Origin of the sequence: Paracoccus fistulariae (assembly GCF_028553785.1) — a bacterium.
Taxonomy (GTDB): domain Bacteria; phylum Pseudomonadota; class Alphaproteobacteria; order Rhodobacterales; family Rhodobacteraceae; genus Paracoccus; species Paracoccus fistulariae.
Genome location: NZ_CP067136.1, coordinates 1,586,225 through 1,599,389, shown reverse-complemented (window position 1 = coordinate 1,599,389; position 13,165 = coordinate 1,586,225). Strand labels below are relative to the sequence as shown.

Sequence of the window (13,165 nt, the reverse complement as noted above, 5' to 3'; positions counted from 1 at the left end):
AAAGAAAAGACGAGGGAGAGGCGAGCATGACCGCCACGCTGCGACTGACCTTGGCCATGACCGCTGTTGCATTCGGTCTGTCCGCCTGCGGGGATCGTGAGGTCATCCTGCCCGGTGAACGGCTTGACCCGCTGGCCGTGACCTCGCCCGATGGGCCGGCTATTCAGGGTCCGGCGCCTGTCACCTCGACCGCCCTGTCGCTGGCGGCACCGCGCAGCAATGCCGAATGGACGCAGCGCGGCGGCAATCCCGCGCATCAGCCGGGCCATCCAGCCCTTGGGACGGGCACCACGCAGATCTGGGCGAACAGGATCGGGGCGGCGAATGATCGCCGCCACCGCATCAGCGGCGATCCTGTCGTGGGCGGGGGTTTGGTCTATGCGCTGGACAGCCGCGCGCGGGTGACCGCCTCGGCCGTGTCGGGTGGGACGGCATGGTCCACCGACGTGACGCCTGCGCTGGAAACCTCTTACAGCGTCTCGGGCGGCGGTGTGGCCTATGAATCCGGCAGGGTCTTTGTGACCACCGGCTTTGGCGAATTGGTGGCGCTGGATGCGCGCTCGGGCGGGGTGCTGTGGCGCCAGCGTGTCGATGCGCCGATCGGTGGCGGCCCGGCGGTCCAGAATGGCGTCGTCTATGTCACCGCGCGCAACAATGTCGGCTGGGCGGTTCGGGCCTCGGATGGCAAGGTGCTGTGGCAGACGGCGGGCAACCCGTCGACGGCGGGGATCATGGGCGTGACCGTGCCCGCCGTGCAGGGCGATACGGTGATCTTCGGCTTCTCCTCGGGGCAGTTGATGGCGGTGAATACGGCGGACGGACTGACGCGCTGGACCTCTCAGGTGGCGGGGACGCGGCGTGGCCGCGCCTATACCGCCATCCGCGATCTGACCGGCGATCCGGTGATCTCGGGCGGGAATGTCTATGGTGGCAGCTCTGCCGGGCGGATCAATTCCATCGACTTCGCCACCGGGATCGAGAACTGGTCCAGCCGCGATGGTGCCAACAGCCCGGTGGTCGTTGCCGGCGGTTCGGTCTTTGCGGTGAATGATCAGGCTCAGCTGATCCGTCTGGATGCGGCCAGCGGCGGCGTGATCTGGCGCGTCGACATGCCCTATTATACCGACACCAAGGTCAAGCGGCAGGACAGCATCTATGCCCATTTTGGCCCGGTGCTGGCCGGTGGGCGCCTGTTCGTCGCATCCTCTGACGGGGTGCTGCGGTCTTTCGATCCGCGCTCTGGGCAACTGGTCGGTCAGGCCGCCATCCCCGGCGGCGCGGCCTCGGCCCCTGTTGTCGCAGGGCAAACCCTTTACGTCCTGTCGCGTCAGGGCCAATTGATCGCATTCAGATGAGCTTTACCCTCGCCATTGTTGGCCGTCCCAATGTGGGCAAATCGACCCTGTTCAACCGTCTGGTCGGCAAGAAGCTGGCCCTGGTCGATGACCAGCCCGGCGTCACCCGCGATCTGCGCGAGGGCGCGGGCCGTCTGGGCGATCTGCGTTTTGTCGTGATCGACAGCGCCGGTCTGGAAATGGCCGAGGATGACAGCCTGCAGGGGCGGATGCGCCGCCTGACCGAACGGGCCGTGGACGAGGCCGATGTCTGCCTGTTCGTCATCGACGCCCGGGCGGGGCTGACGGCGGCGGATGAATATTTCGCCGATATCCTGCGCCGCCGGGCCAGACATGTGATCCTTGCCGCGAATAAATCCGAAGGCCGCGCGGGCGAGGCCGGGGCGATGGAAGCCTATGCCCTTGGTCTGGGAGAGCCGCTGCGGATCTCGGCCGAACATGGCGAGGGGATGGACGATCTCTATCGCGTGCTGATGCCGCTGGCCGATCAGATCGAGGCGGATCGCCCCGCGCCCATCGCGGCGGAAACCGACGTGGATCTGTCCGAGGAGGACGCCGAAAGCGGCGAGGGCGAGGAAGACTGGCGCCCTTCGGCCCAGCGTCCGCTGCAACTGGCGGTGATCGGGCGGCCCAATGCCGGCAAATCGACCCTGATCAACAAGATCATCGGCGAAGATCGCCTTCTGACCGGCCCCGAGGCCGGGATTACCCGCGATTCGATCAGCGTGACGACCGATTATATGGGCACGCCCATGCGGATCTTCGACACGGCCGGGATGCGCAAGCGTGCCAAGGTGACGGATAAGGTTGAAAAGCTGTCCGTGGCCGATGGTCTGCGCGCCGTGCGTTTCGCCGAGGTGGTCGTCGTCCTGCTGGATGTCGCGATCCCCTTCGAACAGCAGGATCTGCGTATCGCCGATTTTGCCGAAACCGAAGGCCGCGCCGTGGTTGTTGCGGCGAACAAGTGGGATCTGGAAGACGACAAGCCCGAAAAGCTGAAAGAGCTGCGCGAAAGCTTCGAACGGCTGCTGCCGCAGTTGAAGGGCGCGCCGCTTGTCACCGTCTCGGCCCGCACGGGCAAGGGGCTGGACCGGCTGCATAACGCGATCCTGAAGGCGCATGAGGTCTGGAACCGCCGTGTGTCCACCGCGCGGCTGAACCGCTGGCTTGAGGCCATGACCGAAAGCCACCCGCCGCCGGCACCGGGCGGTCGGCGCATCCGGCTGCGCTATATGACGCAGGTGAAAACGCGCCCGCCGGCCTTTATCGTCAAGGCGACGCATACCGACAAGCTGCCCGACAGCTATCAGCGCTATCTCATCAACGGGTTGCGGCAGGATTTCGACATGCCCGGCACGCCGATCCGGCTGTTCTTTCGCGATCAGGGCAATGACAACCCCTACAGGGCCAAGGCGAACAAGATCAATCAGTCGGGCGCCCTGTCCAAGCACAAGAACCGGCAAAAGCCCAAGGGCAGCTAAGCTAACTGGCTGCCCGGATCAGCATGATGGTCATGGCGGCGATGCTGAAGATCGCGGCCAATGTGATGATCATGTCATTGCCCATGGTCGCCACAGTCAGCCCGCAGAACACGAAGATCAGCGCCACGGCATAGCTGACCCTGTGGTTCAGCTCTGTCTGCACGATGATGCCGAACAGCGCGGCCAGAACCATCACGATGCTGGTGGTGACGGTCATGGACAGGCCCACATGCCCGCACAGCAAAGACAGGATCGTGATCATGCTGATCCCGGTACTCCAGCCCGCGAAATAGCCGATTGCGGGCCTGCGGACCTCGGAATCGTGGAACGCAGCCGCCAGCGCCGCGCTAAGCATGATGATCGCGCCAAGCGCCGCCAAGACCGGACTGTCCTCGTAGATCCAGGGCCAGGCCGCGCCGACGATCAGCGCAATGGTGAAATAGAATCGCGCCCAGCCATTGTCCTGCGAATCGCGATTCACGAATCGGACGATCGCATCCAGCACCAACAGCGCCCAAAGGCTGATCAGCAGGGCCCAGACGACCAGATTATGCGGATGCAGGAACACATGCGGCAGATCGGCAAGGCGCATCGCCTCTGGCACGACCATGCTTGGATACATCAGCAGGCCGCTGGTCAGCGACGCTGTCTGCGCGATGACATCGGTCGTGGGGTGTAACGCATAGGCCAGGGTACTTCCGACGAAGCCCAGTACCGCCGCCAGATAAAGCATATCCTGTGCGCGTTCCATGTGACTCAACGCCCGCAGGGCTTGCGCGGTTTCAGCATGTCAACCTGCCGGGCCTGACTGCATGGGCGATCAGGCGGAAAGCTTGCCATCGGCGCCAAGCCGCGTGGCGCCGCCCAGATAGGGATGCAGCGCCGCCGGGAACAGGACCGATCCATCCGCCTGCTGGCCGTTTTCCAACACCGCGATCAGCGTCCGGCCGACCGCCAGACCCGAGCCGTTCAGCGTATGGACGAATTCCGGCTTGCCGCCGCCTTCGGGGCGATAGCGGGCATTCATCCGCCGCGCCTGAAAATCGCCGCAATAGCTGACACTGCTGATCTCGCGATATTTGTCCTGCCCGGGCAGCCAGACCTCAAGATCATGGGTGATGCGCGCGCCAAAGCCCATATCGCCCGTCGACAGCACCATGGTCCGATAGGGCAGCTCCAGCGCCTCCAGCACCGCCTCGGCGCAGCGGGTCATGCGGGCATGTTCGTCAAGACCGCTTTCGGCATCCGTGATCGACACCATCTCGACCTTCTCGAACTGGTGCTGACGCAGCATGCCGGTGGTATCACGTCCCGCGCTGCCCGCTTCGGACCGGAAGCACTGGCTGTGGGCGACCATCCGGCGCGGCAGGCTGGCCTGATCGACCAGATCGCCATGAACGGTATTGGTCAGCGTCACTTCCGAGGTCGGGACCAGCCAATGCCCCTCGCGCGTCTGATAGCTGTCCTCGCCGAATTTCGGCAATTGGCCGGTGCCGATCATCATGTCTTCCAGCACCAGAACCGGCGTCCATGTCTCTTCCAGATCGTGGCGGCTGACATGCAGATCCAGCATGAACTGCGCCAGCGCACGATGAACCCGCGCCACGGCGCCCTTCAGCAGCACAAAGCGGCTGCCCGACAGCTTGGCGGCGGTTTCGAAATCCATGCCGGGCTTCACGCCCGCGATCTCGAAATGCTCGACCGGGGTGAATTCAAAGCTGCGCGGCGTGCCCCAACGATGCAGCTCGACATTGTCATCTTCATCCGCCCCGTCCGGCACCGTCTCAAGCGGCAGGTTGGGAATGCCCATCAGGAAATCGCGCAACCGGTTATCCAGCATCGCCGCCTCGGCCTGCATTCGCGCCACATCGGCCTTCTTCTCGGCCACCAATTGCCGCAGGCGCTGAAACTCTTCTTCATCGCCCCGGGCCTTGGCGGCGCCGACTTCCTTGCTGGCGCGATTCTGTTCGGCCTGCGCGGTTTCCGCCTCGACGATATGGGCGCGGCGTTCGGCATCCAGCGACAGAACCTGCTCCGATATTCCGCTGAGGCCACGACGTTGCAGCGCCGCATCGAAAGCCTGGGGATTTTCACGGATGGCACGAATATCATGCATGTCTGTCACCGTCTGATTTAGAAATGCCGCCTGCCTAGCGCATCGCGGCTGCCGACAAAAGAGTATCGATTTCTTCTGTGTCTAAATATCCAGAAACGTCACCGATCCGCGACGCCCTTGCCGCCCTGCTGCACTGGAATTCCCGCATGCGCCATCATCTGCGCCAGCAGGGGATAAAATTGGTCTGCACCGGCATAGCCCTCGACCCGGCCAAGCTCGATCCCGTCGCGCAGCAGGATGAAGGTCGGCGTCAGGGCGGGGCGGCGCGCCAGGGCAAGCCCGTCAGGATAGGGCCCGTCTATATTCACCGGCACCAGCGGCGCGCGCCGACCGATCGCCGATCCACCATAGCCCGGACCGATCTCTGCCCGCCAGGCCGCGCAATAGAGACAGCTTTTGCTTTCGACCATCAGCAGCCGCAGCCCCCGGGCCGCATCCGACCAGGCAGGCGCGCCCCGCAAGGCGGTGAAAAGGCAGATGGCAAGAAAACCACGACGGCGCAGCATGGGCGGATCCCTGAAAAGACCTTGGCCCGATCTAGCCCTCTGCCAGCCACACAAGCAAGGCCGCGACCCTTGGCTTTTGACGCATGGCCGCCTATCCACGGTCCAAGCGGCCATGCCGCCATATTGCGACGGGGTCTCATGGACGATCTTCTGAACCCGCTGATTCAGGGCGACCGCCGCGCATTGTCGCGGGCGATCACGCTGATCGAATCGACACGCAGCGACCACCGCGACCGGGCCGTGTCCCTGCTGGCCACTCTGCCGGACCGTCAGGCGCTGCGGATCGGGCTGTCAGGCACGCCGGGCGTCGGCAAATCCACCTTTATCGAGGCATTTGGCACCATGCTGACCGAGGCCGGGCTGCGGGTCGCGGTTCTGGCGGTCGATCCCTCCTCGACCCGCTCGGGCGGCTCGATCCTGGGTGACAAGACGCGGATGGAAACGCTGTCGCGCAATCCCATGGCCTTTATCCGGCCCACGCCCTCCAGCGCGCAACTGGGCGGGGTGGCGCGCCGCACGCGCGAGGCGATCCGCCTGTGCGAGGCGGCAGGCTATGACGTGGTGCTGATCGAAACGGTGGGCGTCGGCCAGTCAGAGACGCTGGTGGCGGAAATGTGCGATCTGTTCGTGCTGCTGCTGGCACCGGCGGGCGGGGACGAATTGCAGGGCGTCAAGCGCGGCATCATGGAAATGGCCGATCTGATTCTGGTCAACAAGGCCGATGGCGATCTGCTGTCCACGGCGCGCCGCACGGTGGCCGATTATGCCGGGGCGTTGCGCCTTCTGCGCAAAAGGCCGCAGGATCCCGAGGGCTTTCCCAAGGCGCTGCCGGTCTCGGCCGCCACGCAGGACGGGTTGCCGAATGCCTGGGCCGAGATGCAGGCGCTGACCGACTGGCGTCGGAAGAACGGGCATTTCGATGAGAACCGCGCCCAGCAGGCCCGCCACTGGTTCATGGCAGAACTGCGGGCAGGGTTGCTGGCACGGCTGGACACGCCCGATGCGCGGGCGCGGCTGGATCAGCTTGGCACGGCAGTGGCCCGGGGCGACGCCGCCCCGGCCGAGGCCGCGCGCCAGATGCTGGATTGGCTGACCAGCACCGCCGCAAAATAAACGCCCGATTTTGCGGCGCCCGCGTGATACGAATCGGCTAGAACAGGGGCAGAGACAAGGAAACCACTCATGCCCGCTTTGCCCGATGATGCCACGCTTTATGCCGCGCTGATGGCCCGCGATCCCGCCTATGAGGGGCGGGCCTTCGTGGGGGTGACGACGACGGGGATCTTCTGCCGCCTGACCTGTCCCGCGCGCAAACCCTTGGCGGCGAATTGCCGTTGGTTCGCCACCGCCGCCCAGGCCGCCGCCGCAGGTTTTCGCCCCTGTCGCCGCTGCTATCCCGTCGGCGCCACGGCCGAGGGCGACCCGATCATCCGCGATCTGACCGCCCGGCTGAAGGCCGATCCCGAGCATCGCTGGTCCGAGGCCGATCTGACCCGGCTGGGCTATGATCCCTCGACCGTGCGGCGGGCCTTCAAGCGGCATTTCGGTGAAAGCTTCCTGACCATGGCCCGCGCCGCGCGTCTGCGCAGCGGGCTGTCGACGCTTCAGAAAGGATCGATGATGATTGATGCACAGCTGGATGCGGGCTTCGATTCCGCATCCGGATTTCGCACCGCGTTCGAGCGGTTGTTCGGCCACGCGCCCCACCAGATGCGCGGCGCGTCCGATCTGCGTGCGGACTGGATCGACACCCCGCTGGGCGGGATGATTGCCATTGCCGATGAAACCAGCCTGCACCTGCTTGAATTTGTCGAACGCAAGGCCCTGCCCGAAGGGCTGCGGAAATTGTCGGCGCTGACGAAAGGCCGGATCGGGCTTGGCCGCACCGCCATCCATGACGCGACCAAGGCGCAGCTGGATCGCTATTTCGCTGGTCAGGCGGCCATGCTGGATGTGCCCGTGGCGCTGCATGGAACCGATTTTCAGCAACAGGTCTGGCGCGCGCTGCAGACCATTCCCGCAGGCGAAACCCGCAGCTATGCCGAACTGGCGGCCCAGATCGGGCGGCCCACGGCGACACGGGCCGTGGCCCGCGCGAATGCCACCAACCGTCTGGCGCTGGTCGTGCCCTGCCACCGCGTCATTGGCGCCGATGGTACGTTGACGGGCTATGCGGGCGGTTTGTGGCGCAAGGAAAAACTGATCGAAATCGAGAGAAGCTATGCAGCCTGATGTTCTGTTTCGCGAGTTGCACCAGCCCGGCCGCCCGCTGGTCCTGTTCAATATCTGGGATGCAGGCTCTGCCCGGGCCGTGCAGGAGGCCGGGGCCAGCGCCCTGGCCACCGGCAGCGCATCCGTTGCAGGCGCGCTTGGCTATGAGGACGGGCAGGAACTGCCGCTGGATCTGCTGCTGACGGTCGTGCGGCGGATCCGCCAAAGCTCGGATCTGCCGCTGAGCGTGGATTTCGAGGCGGGCTATTCCGATGACCTGAACCAGATTGCCGCGAATGCAGCCAGATTGCAGGATCTGGGCGTGGTCGGCATCAATCTGGAGGATGGCATCCCGCCCGAACAAGGCATCCGCCCGGCCCGCGAACATGCTGCGCGAATCGCGGCCATCCGCGACAGGACCGACCTTTTCGTCAATGGCCGCACCGATCTGTTCCTGCAAAACCCGGCCACGCGGCATGCCGATCTGATAGAGGATGCACTGGCCCGTGCCAGCCTTTATGCGCAGGCCGGGGCAGGGTGCTTTTTCGCGCCCGGTCTGGCCGATGCCGGTCTGATCGCGACCCTGTGCCGCGAATGTCCCTTGCCGGTCAACATCATGGCCGCGCCCTCGGCACCACCGGCGAACGAACTGGCGGCGCTGCAGGTTGCGCGGATCAGCCACGGGCCCTTCCCGTGGCGGGCCGCAATGGCAGCGCTGACACAGGCGGCGGGCGAAGAATTCAGGATTCTCGCTTGACCTTTCCGCGGGGTTTTTGTAACCACCCGCAAACGGAATTCCGGGCGCTGCCACGCGGCGCCCTTTCACATTGGGACGGACCCTTCTGCCGGGAACGCCCGCTAAGCTGAGACGAAGGATAGAAACCATGTCGCGCGTTTGCGAACTGACCGGCAAAGGTCCGATGACCGGCAATAACGTTAGCCACGCTAACAACAAGACCCGTCGTCGCTTCCTGCCGAACCTGAACGATGTCACGCTGACCTCGGAAGCTCTGGGCCGCAACTATTCGCTGCGCATTTCCGCAGCCGCCCTGCGCTCGGTCGATCACCGTGGCGGTCTGGATGCCTTCCTGGCCAAAGCCAAGGATGCCGACCTGTCCGAGCGTGCGCTGAAAATCAAGCGTGAGCTGGTCAAGAAATCGGCCGACACCGCAGCCGCGCTGTCCTGATTTCGGCACATACGCCGATGCGATCGGGCCCTGTCAGAAATGACAGGGCTTTTCGCATTTGCAGCAAAGTGAATTGCGGGGACGGTCCCGGGCAGCTATAGCATCGCTGTTCCCTGGGAGAACCTGTTGAGACCCTTTGGCTATCTTGCGCTGATCCTGTGTATCGTGCTGACCAGCATCGGTCTTGGCGCGGCGCGCGGCACTGCGATGGTCGGCGGTCAGGTCGTGCTGTGCATCGGCGAGGCTGTCGTCGTGGTCGACCGTCCCGATGCGCCCGGTCGCCTTCGCGCGCATATCTGTCCCGACATGTCGCTGTCCTTGCTGGCGGGCACCATTGCCGAGGCCCCGGCCGACGGCGACCGCGTGGCCCATGCCGTGCGGATCGCGCTGCGACAGGAAGCTGCCCTTGTCAGCCGAGCAACCCCTTCGGGGATTGCCCGCGCGCCTCCTGCGCTTTGATCTTTCCGAAAGATATCAACGCGTAGAAAGAGGAATATGATGAAACGCCAAATATTTGCCGCTGTTGCGGCCATGATGCCCCTGACCGCCTTTGCCCATGACGGGGTTTCGGTCGAGAATGCCTATGTCCGCAGCTCCAACCCGAAAACCGCCGGGGCCTTCATGGTTCTGGACAATCACCGCGAGACGGCCTGCACGCTGGTCGGGGCGTCCTCGGACGCGGCCAAGCGGGTCGAGCTGCATACCAATCTGGAAACCGATGGCGTCATGAAGATGATGAAGGTCGAAGAGGGCTTCCCGGTCGAGGCGCAATCCACCCGCGCGCTGGCCCGTGGTGGCGATCATGTGATGATGATGGGGGTGACCCAGCCTCTCAGCGATGGCGATGTGGTCAATCTGACGCTGGATTTCGGCGATTGCGGCACGATCGAGGTCGAGGCCCCGGTCGATAACCAGCGCAGCCCGGAAGAGGCCGCGATGCCGGTTGAAAAGGACGATGCCGACCATAGCGGTCACTGAACCATGCGCGGGGCGGTCCGCCGGGCCGCCCCGTCACCGCTGTTGCAGCAGCGCGACGACCGCAGGCCCAAGCGCCTGAACCATCAGTTCCACCCCCTTGGCCGAGGGATGTAGCCCGTCGGCCAGTACCAGATCGCGCCGTGCCTCTCTGGGCCGTGCTGCCAGCGGGGCGTAAAGATCCGGCAGCAGCGGGACGCCATGGCGCGCCGCCAACCGGGGCCATAGGTCGATCCAGCCCTGCCGCCATGCCGGTTCGCCCCGTGTCGGGTGGACGCCGACCAGCAGCACCGGGCGTCCCCCCGCCCGCGCGGACCGCAGGATCGCGTCCATATTCGCCTCGGCCTTGCGGACGCTCCACCCAGCCAGCATGTCATTGCCCCCCAGTTCCACCACCACGGCATCAGGGCGATGGCGGGCCAGCGACCATCCGATCCGCACCCGCCCGCCATAGGTGGTGTCGCCGGACAGACCGCCATTCAGCACCCTTGCCGCGATGTTGCGACGGTTCAGGTAGCTTTGCAGGCGCGGCACAAGGCCGCGTCCGCGTGGCAGGCCATAGCCTGCCGTCAGGCTGTCGCCGAAGATCAGCAGCCGCCTTGTCGGCTCCTCAGCCGCCACGATGCAGGGCAGGGCCAGTGCCGCCGCCGTCAGCGACAGAAAGCGCCGACGCCCGGTCATGCCGCCCGCCTGAGCCGCAGGGCATTGCCGACCACGAAGACCGAGGACAGCGCCATCGCCCCCGCCGCCAGCATCGGCGACAGTTGCGGCCCGCCAAAGGGCACCAGCACGCCCATCGCCACGGGGATCAGCGCGGTATTATAGGCAAAGGCCCAGAACAGGTTCTGGCGAATATTACGCATCACCGCGCGTGACAGGCGTATTGCCTGCGGAACTGCGGACGGATCGCCCGACATCAGCACGACATCCGCCGATTCGATGGCGATATCCGTGCCCGTGCCGATGGCGATGCCGGTATCTGCGGCCGCCAAGGCGGGCGCGTCATTGATGCCATCGCCAACGAAGACAGAGCCTTCGCCCATCTCTTGCACGGCCTTCAGCTTGTCATCGGGCAGCAGGCCGCCCTGCACCTGATCGATGCCGATCTGCTGGCCGACGCTTTCGGCCGTGGCCTGAACATCGCCCGACAGCATCACCACCTGCAGGCCCAGATCATGCAGCGCGGCGACAGTCGCGGCAGCTTCGGGACGGATCGGATCGCTGAGCGCCAGCGTGGCGCGGTGCTGGCCATCCAGCGCGACATGAACGGGTGTGACGCCCTGCGCGTCAGGCAGATCCGGGGCAAGGGTGATCCCGGCCTCGGACAGCGCTGCGGCATTTCCGATCAGCAGGTCATGCCCCTCGACAACCGCCGACAAGCCACGTCCCGGCTTTGCCTCAACCTGGCTGGCCGGGGGCAGGTCCAGCCCGCGATCCGCCGCTGCCGTCAGGATGGCATTCGCCAGCGGATGTTCCGACTGCGCCTCTGCCGCGGCGGTCAGGCGCAGGATCTGATCCTCGGCCATGCCATCGGTCCAGAGGCTGGTCAGTTCCGGCCGTCCCAATGTCAGCGTCCCGGTCTTGTCGAACGCGATCCGCTGCGCCTCGGCCAGACGTTGCAACCCGTCGCCGCGCCGGAACAGGATCCCCAGCTGCGCGCCGCGACCGGTGCCCACCATGATCGAGACCGGCACCGCCAGGCCCATCGCACAGGGGCAGGCGATGATCAGCACCGCCACCGCCGCGACGACGGCATGGGCCAGATCGGGACCAAAGATCATCCACAGCGCAAAGGTCAGCAGCGCAAGGCCGATAACCACGGGCACAAAGACCCGCGTGACCCGATCGACCAGCGCCTGCACGGGCAGCTTGCCGGCCTGCGCCTCTTCGACCATCTGCACGATCCGCGACAGGGTCGTATCCGCGCCGGTTGCCGTCACGCGATATGTCAGGGCAGAACTGCCATTGACCGTGCCCCCCGTCACCGCATCGCCCACGGTTTTGCTGGCCGGGATCGGCTCTCCGGTCAGCATGGCCTCATCCACGCTGCCGCTGCCTTCGGTGATGATCCCGTCCACCGCCACCCGTTCGCCGGGTGCCAGACGCAAAAGATCGCCGGGGCGCAGATCGGCCACAGGCACGGTGACAGCCTCGCCGTCGCGCAGCAATGTGGCGCTGTCGGGGGCCAGTTCGATCAGCGCGCGAATGGCCTGACCGGCCTGACCCTTTGCCCGGGCCTCCAGCCAGCGGCCCATCAGGATCAGCGTGACGATCACCGCCGCCGCCTCGAAATAGACGAAACGAGAGCTTGCGGGCACCAGTGATGGCATCAGCGTGACCGTGGCCGAATACAGAAAGGCGGCGCCTGCCCCCAGGGCGACCAGGCTGTTCATCTCGGGCGCGCCGCGCAGCAGGGCGGGAATGCCGGTGGTAAAGAACTGCCGCCCCGGACCGGCCATCACCAGCGCCGTCAGGACCATCTGCATCAGCCACAGCGGCTGTTGCCCGATGGTGCCGTAAAGCCAGTGATGCAGGACCGGGAACAGATGGCCGCCCATCTCGGTCAGGAAGACGGGCAGGGTCAGCGCCAGCGCGATCAGAAAGCGCCGCTTCAGGGCCTGCGCCTCATCCCGGTGCGGATCGGAACGGTCGCGGGCTGGCGTATCGGCGGCGGGCCGGGCCGGATAGCCCAGTGCCGTCACCGCATCGGCCAGCGCCTGCGGCGACAGGTCGGGCGGGTGGCGGATGGTGGCGCTGTTCGACACCAGATTGACCTTCACATCGGTCACCTCGGGCCGGGCGGTCAGGCCGCGCTCGATCCGGCCCGCGCAAGAGGCGCAGCTCATCCCCTCGATCTGGATCTTGGTGGTGACCCATTCGGCGGGATAGCCCGCATCGCGCAGCGCGGCGTCGATATCGGGCAGGCTTGCGCCCGCGACCGAAAGATGCGCGCGCTTGGTGACAGGATTGACCGAGATGTCGCGCACACCCGGCAAGGCCGTCAGCGCACGCTCTACCCGGCCCGCGCAGGCCGAGCAGGTAATCCCCGGGATCGAAAGATTCAGTTCAGATGTGGTCATGGTTGTTTCCAGAAATCATGCGTTTGAAAGCGGGCATGTTCGGGAAACGAGGGGGCGCTTGCGGCCGTGCCGGATCGTGGATCAGCAGTTGCGGGCGTGCCGTGTCACGCGCATCGCGCAACATCCGCAGACCGGCAGGCAGTTCCGCCAGACGGTTGCGGCTGGTTTGGTGGCACCGGCACGCACGATCCCCGCGACCGCGGCACAGATGCCGGGGGCGGGGGGCTGGCCTGCGCGGGGCTTTCGCCGCGCGG

At 65.7% G+C, this 13,165-nt stretch carries 13 protein-coding genes; 8 read left to right on the top strand and 5 right to left on the bottom strand.

All coding sequences use genetic code 11. The annotated features are described in order from the left end of the window. The first annotated feature begins 26 nt into the window (after positions 1-26). Together JHX87_RS07855 and der are read left to right on the top strand one after the other, a co-directional pair. Positions 27-1,355, top strand: a complete 1,329-nt coding sequence (locus JHX87_RS07855; RefSeq protein WP_271885838.1) for an outer membrane protein assembly factor BamB family protein — start codon at positions 27-29, stop codon at positions 1,353-1,355. Continuing rightward, the gene (der, locus tag JHX87_RS07850; RefSeq protein WP_271885840.1) at positions 1,352-2,836 is read left to right on the top strand and encodes a ribosome biogenesis GTPase Der; all 1,485 of its coding nucleotides are present in this window, start codon (positions 1,352-1,354) and stop codon (positions 2,834-2,836) included. The genes JHX87_RS07855 and der overlap by 4 nt, the downstream gene beginning before the upstream one ends. Before the next feature lies 1 nt (position 2,837). Here der and JHX87_RS07845 read toward each other — a convergent pair whose 3' ends face one another. From JHX87_RS07845 to JHX87_RS07835, 3 genes are all read right to left on the bottom strand, one after another. Then, positions 2,838-3,587 carry a hypothetical protein gene (locus JHX87_RS07845; protein WP_271885842.1) on the bottom strand — a complete coding sequence of 250 codons (750 nt, stop codon included), beginning with the start codon at positions 3,585-3,587 and terminating at the stop codon, positions 2,838-2,840. A gap of 69 nt (positions 3,588-3,656) precedes the next feature. Further along, positions 3,657-4,952 carry a serine--tRNA ligase gene (serS, locus tag JHX87_RS07840; RefSeq protein ID WP_271885844.1) on the bottom strand — a complete coding sequence of 432 codons (1,296 nt, stop codon included), beginning with the start codon at positions 4,950-4,952 and terminating at the stop codon, positions 3,657-3,659. 98 nt (positions 4,953-5,050) lie between these two features. Continuing rightward, positions 5,051-5,458: a thioredoxin domain-containing protein gene (locus JHX87_RS07835; RefSeq protein ID WP_271885846.1), complete on the bottom strand. Its 408-nt coding sequence runs from the start codon at positions 5,456-5,458 to the stop codon at positions 5,051-5,053. Between the two features lie 138 nt (positions 5,459-5,596). On the opposite strand from JHX87_RS07835, the gene meaB reads away from it, so the two are divergent. From meaB to JHX87_RS07805, 6 genes are all read left to right on the top strand, one after another. Continuing rightward, positions 5,597-6,571: a methylmalonyl Co-A mutase-associated GTPase MeaB gene (gene meaB, locus JHX87_RS07830; RefSeq protein WP_271885848.1), complete on the top strand. Its 975-nt coding sequence runs from the start codon at positions 5,597-5,599 to the stop codon at positions 6,569-6,571. A 69-nt stretch (positions 6,572-6,640) separates the two neighbouring features. Then, entirely contained in the window at positions 6,641-7,690 is a 1,050-nt protein-coding gene (locus JHX87_RS07825; protein WP_271885850.1) for a bifunctional transcriptional activator/DNA repair enzyme AdaA, read from the top strand. Beyond that, entirely contained in the window at positions 7,680-8,426 is a 747-nt protein-coding gene (locus JHX87_RS07820) for an isocitrate lyase/PEP mutase family protein (RefSeq protein WP_271885852.1), read from the top strand. Before JHX87_RS07825 ends, JHX87_RS07820 begins: the two co-directional genes overlap by 11 nt. A 127-nt stretch (positions 8,427-8,553) precedes the next feature. After that, positions 8,554-8,856, top strand: coding sequence for a 50S ribosomal protein L28 (gene rpmB / locus JHX87_RS07815; protein WP_271885854.1), 303 nt, complete (start codon positions 8,554-8,556; stop codon positions 8,854-8,856). A gap of 126 nt (positions 8,857-8,982) precedes the next feature. After that, positions 8,983-9,315, top strand: coding sequence for a hypothetical protein (locus tag JHX87_RS07810; protein ID WP_271885856.1), 333 nt, complete (start codon positions 8,983-8,985; stop codon positions 9,313-9,315). 39 nt (positions 9,316-9,354) lie between these two features. Then, positions 9,355-9,834 (top strand): copper chaperone PCu(A)C, encoded by a 480-nt coding sequence (locus JHX87_RS07805; RefSeq protein ID WP_271885858.1) that lies wholly within the window; start codon positions 9,355-9,357, stop codon positions 9,832-9,834. 33 nt (positions 9,835-9,867) lie between these two features. Here JHX87_RS07805 and JHX87_RS07800 read toward each other — a convergent pair whose 3' ends face one another. After that, on the bottom strand, positions 9,868-10,512 hold the full coding sequence (locus JHX87_RS07800) for an arylesterase (protein WP_271885860.1): 645 nt from the start codon (positions 10,510-10,512) through the stop codon (positions 9,868-9,870). Beyond that, entirely contained in the window at positions 10,509-12,911 is a 2,403-nt protein-coding gene (locus tag JHX87_RS07795; protein WP_271885862.1) for a heavy metal translocating P-type ATPase, read from the bottom strand. Before JHX87_RS07795 ends, JHX87_RS07800 begins: the two co-directional genes overlap by 4 nt. Between the last annotated feature and the right edge of the window lie 254 nt (positions 12,912-13,165).